Source organism: Moorena sp., assembly GCF_982860115.1.
Genome location: NZ_CEYLVT010000019.1, coordinates 4,753 through 8,852 on the forward strand (window position 1 = coordinate 4,753; position 4,100 = coordinate 8,852).

Annotated in this window: 3 protein-coding genes; 1 reads left to right on the top strand and 2 read right to left on the bottom strand. The window is 44.1% G+C overall.

The window, feature by feature from the left end:
• Positions 1-982, bottom strand: a 982-nt coding sequence (locus AC4II3_RS05605; RefSeq protein ID WP_490722785.1) for an FG-GAP repeat domain-containing protein, incomplete at its 3' end; no start/stop codon positions are given.
• A 723-nt stretch (positions 983-1,705) separates the two neighbouring features.
• Entirely contained in the window at positions 1,706-3,070 is a 1,365-nt protein-coding gene (locus AC4II3_RS05610; protein WP_488008375.1) for a hypothetical protein, read from the bottom strand.
• A gap of 371 nt (positions 3,071-3,441) precedes the next feature.
• Here AC4II3_RS05610 and AC4II3_RS05615 point away from each other — a divergent pair, with 371 nt between their 5' ends.
• Complete coding sequence (locus tag AC4II3_RS05615; RefSeq protein ID WP_488008374.1) at positions 3,442-3,936, top strand: NAD(P)H-quinone oxidoreductase subunit N; 495 nt, start codon at positions 3,442-3,444, stop codon at positions 3,934-3,936.
• Positions 3,937-4,100: the final 164 nt, after the last annotated feature.

The window sequence follows — 4,100 nt, forward strand, 5'->3', positions numbered from 1 at the left end:
CTACCCAGGTGTAGTCTGCCAGTCCCCATTGACCAAGTGGTACATGCCAAGTTTTGTTATCAAAGTCACTACCTATTGAGAGAGCCATGTAAACCTTATTTCCAGTGGCAGAGGCAGAGGCAATATCACTTTTTCCATCACCATTAAAATCAGCTACCCAGGTGTAGTCTGCCAGTCCCCATTGACCAAGTGGTACATGCCAAGTTTTGTTATCAAAGTCACTACCTATTGAGAGAGCCATGTAAACCTTATTTCCAGTGGCAGAGGCAGAGGCAATATCACTTTTTCCATCACCATTAAAATCAGCTACCCAGGTGTAGTTTGCCTTACCCCATTTAAGAGGTACCTTCCAAGTTTGGTTATCAAAGTTACTACCTGTTGAGAGAGCCATGTAAACGTTACCTTTTTTGGCAGAGGCAATATCACTTTTTCCATCACCATTAAAATCACCTACCCAGGTGTAGCCTAACATACTCAAATTACCAGCTACCTCCCAACTTTGGTTATCAAAGCGACTACCTGTTGAGAGATGCATGTAAACGTTATTTCCATCGGCAGAGGCAATATCACTTTTTCCATCACCATTAAAATCACCTACCCAGGTGTAGTCTGCCAGTCCCCATTGACCAAGTGGTACATGCCAAGTTTTGTTATCAAAGTCACTACCTATTGAGAGAGCCATGTAAACCTTATTTCCAGTGGCAGAGGCAGAGGCAATATCACTTTTTCCATCACCATTAAAATCAGCTACCCAGGTGTAGCCTGGCAGTCCCAAATTACCAGCTACCTCCCAAGTTTGGTTATCAAAGTCACTACCTGTTGAGAGATGCATGTAAACCAAACCACCTATATTATTGCCAGAGGCAATATCACTTCTTAGCTGATCAGCATAGGCAGGTTTTAAAGGGCTTAAAAAAAGAAATGAAATGAATATAGTAACTGAAACAAAAAATGCTAAGAAAAGTACTTTGAGTTTTTTCATCTATTTTACCCTGAAGAACAAAATCACAACATTATTAGCCAGCCGCAACCTAAAAACAAACCGAGACTATGGCAAAAATCACCAACGTCTTCTACTAGTAGAGGACTCAGCAATAGCTGCTCAGCAGATGAATTTCGATAGAGTCAAGTCGGCTGGACATTCCGGGCCGATGGTGAATGTGATCAAGCTATCCGTATTATTGACGACCAGGTTCTGGATAAGCCTGCAAATTCATTAGTAGCGGTAAACTCATTAATTTTAATGGTTACCTCCAATAATTTGACCAAGCCTTATTTTACCCAAATACAATACCTTTTTAAAACAATCGTGTCAACTAACGCTGAGGGGGGAGTAACATGAACTCTAAAAAGCCCACTATATAAGGCTTTGATGCCAATGAGCTATGGCGGCTTGATACAGCAAATTGACCCTCGATTCATTTTATGGAAGCTTAAACCCTTATAACTACCTGCAATGGAGCGCCCAAAACACCATGTATCTTTCAGGTGCTCTTTCCGTTGGCGAATTTAATTCGCCAACGGAAAGAGCACCGATTAAGTAACTTATGGGCTAAAATTATTACCCAGTAATGATTTCAGCTTGCATGTCGCCCTCCCAGCCAGCTTACACAGGATTTTTTCCCTATTGTGTGTTCCCTGTTCTGTGTTCCCTGTTCCCTAAAACCCAGGAATCTGTACCTCACCCAATTTAAAACCGCTATAATTAGTTATTTATATCAAGATTCTGAGTAGATCCCAACTCTAAGCGCTTTTCCCACTCGGCATCAATTTGATCTTTCCGTTCTATATCCTGATCCAATAAATCCTTCTCACTGCTATAAACCAAATTGTCTTCGCGAATCACATTTTGATCGGCAAACTGTTGCGCATAGGCAATCTTGTTCTGTAAAGCTTCATCCGCCTGATTAAGTGCGATCGCATTTTCCTGCCGTGCTTGATTCATTGCTTCAATCTGTTTCTTTTTCCGCTGAACCCAGAAATATCGAAGCAACGGTATGACCAAGAATCCTACCCCATAAGCCAATAACAGAGGGTAAATTAGCTCCACAAATACTACAAATCCTCCTAGCTGTGCAGCAATCTCACCCCCCTGCAACAAGGAACCGAGGACTAAGGCTAAAACGAAGTTTACACTCCCTAACCCAATCGCCAGCATAATCTGGTTACTGGTTGCCAGAGAAAACTGCCACAACTTGGCACGAAGATAAGCTGGCACCGGTTGTTGATTCTGTTTGGCAGCAGTTGTCTGCAATTTAGGGAAGTGATAGACAATATCCCCTGATGGGCTAACTTCCGGGCGTCCGTCGTATCGGATTAGCACCGGTAACATATAGTCTTCCGACTCCCGCTGGTAGCTTTCCCCAAGGTCATCAAGATAGGGAGCAATCTGTTCCGCTGCCACCGCCCCCCCGGCATTGCGAATCACAGTACCAATGGTTTGCCAGCGACGTTCTTCTAAATCACTATTGGGATTGCCATCACCAAACAGAAAGGAGAAGACAGCCTCTAAAAAATTCATCTCACTATCTTCTCGGCCAGAACGGGATTTTTGCCGTTGCCGTCGATAATTATTGTGGGAGTAAGATGGGTTGAACCACCAAAACAGATCCGGTCCAATCCAGAAACGGGGCAAAAACACGATGCCACCGCCACCACCAGAACGACTACTTCCTCCGCCTCCTCCGTCAGAATCATTGTCACTGCCAGCTTTGAGGCTCAGAACAATAAATGCGATCGCAACAATCATCAATACAATGGAAAGCAGTAGGAAAATCCCGAAGGAAATCCGAATCAGGTAAAACAGAACACCCCAAACCTTTTCCCACCATGCTTGCAACCGTAGCTTTAAGAACTTGTTGCGGAGAATAGCGCGAAAGTTTTTGGGAAACAGATAAGCAATATCCCCTGACTCGGCCACTTGTAAATGTCCACCTACTTCCGAGGCCAGGACAAGTAAACCTTGCTCGGCTTGATGGATGTTTAAACCCACTTGGGCAGCAACATCCCCAACAGTGACGCGATAGTCTAGCTGCTCAACAGCTTTCATGATGCTGGATGAAGGAGCCATAATTAGTTTTCTAATACTTAGTTGCGATCAAAGAAAATAGCTTTATCAAACAGAACCGTCGGACAGGTAGGACATCACCGGACCGGAAAACATACTATATATCCATGGGATACTATGAATGCCATGTGCTAGATCTATGTAAATTTGCCTCCTATCTCTAGTATAATTTTTTTCAGTTTGGCAATTGTGATCAGGTTTTTTATACTGAAATCCTTATTGATTGTTGATAACCGGTCATATTTGTGATAGTGTTGCCCCAACCCGCGATATCTTGCTCTGTTTCCACCATCTTCGAGGGAATTTGCCAACAGTCCTTTATAATAAGAGGCTGACAGGAGTTCACAAAACTTAAAGCAGAAGCAGAGGTAGCAATGGCACTGATCACCACCGGCAAGTCATTCATCCGGGCACTAGAAAAGTCTGGTGCATTGGCAGTTTATGCACCATTAGAAGGTGGGTTTGAAGGTCGTTATCAGCGGCGTTTGCGGGCTGCTGGCTATATCACCGTTTCCATTACTGCCAAAGGACTAGGAGATCCAGCCGCTTATCTCACTGGAATTCACGGTGTTCGCCCTCCTCATCTGGGCAAGAAAAATATGGGTAAATCATCTGCAGTCGGTGATGTTTACTACCTGCCGCCCTTGGTAAACTACCAACTGTCAGCCCTATCTCCCAACTCTAAAGGGTTGGTGCTGTGGATTATTGAAGGAAATATACTATCTAGTCAAGAAGTTGACTATCTAACCACATTGCCCCAGCAAGAACCACGAGTCAAAGTAATCCTAGAGATGGGAGGGGATCGTTATTTCCGTTGGCAACCCCTCAAAGAGACTTTGCCAGGACTAGTTTCTGTAGGCAATGTCTAGCCTAAGTATCAATCACTCAATCTCGATATAACTCTGTAACCATTGAGCGGTCAGCGGTCAGCGGTCAGCGGTCAGCTTATTTTATTCAAAAACACCGATCTAGTAGCCTGGCCATTCCCATAGCGTGGCCAACGCCCAAGGCCAAGGCCAATGGCTGATAGCTG

Coding starts and splice junctions, on each gene's coding strand:
- AC4II3_RS05610 (WP_488008375.1), bottom strand. CDS start 3,070: ATGGCTCCTTCATCCAGCATCATGAAAGCTGTTGAGCAGCTAGACTAT.
- AC4II3_RS05615 (WP_488008374.1), top strand. CDS start 3,442: ATGGCACTGATCACCACCGGCAAGTCATTCATCCGGGCACTAGAAAAG.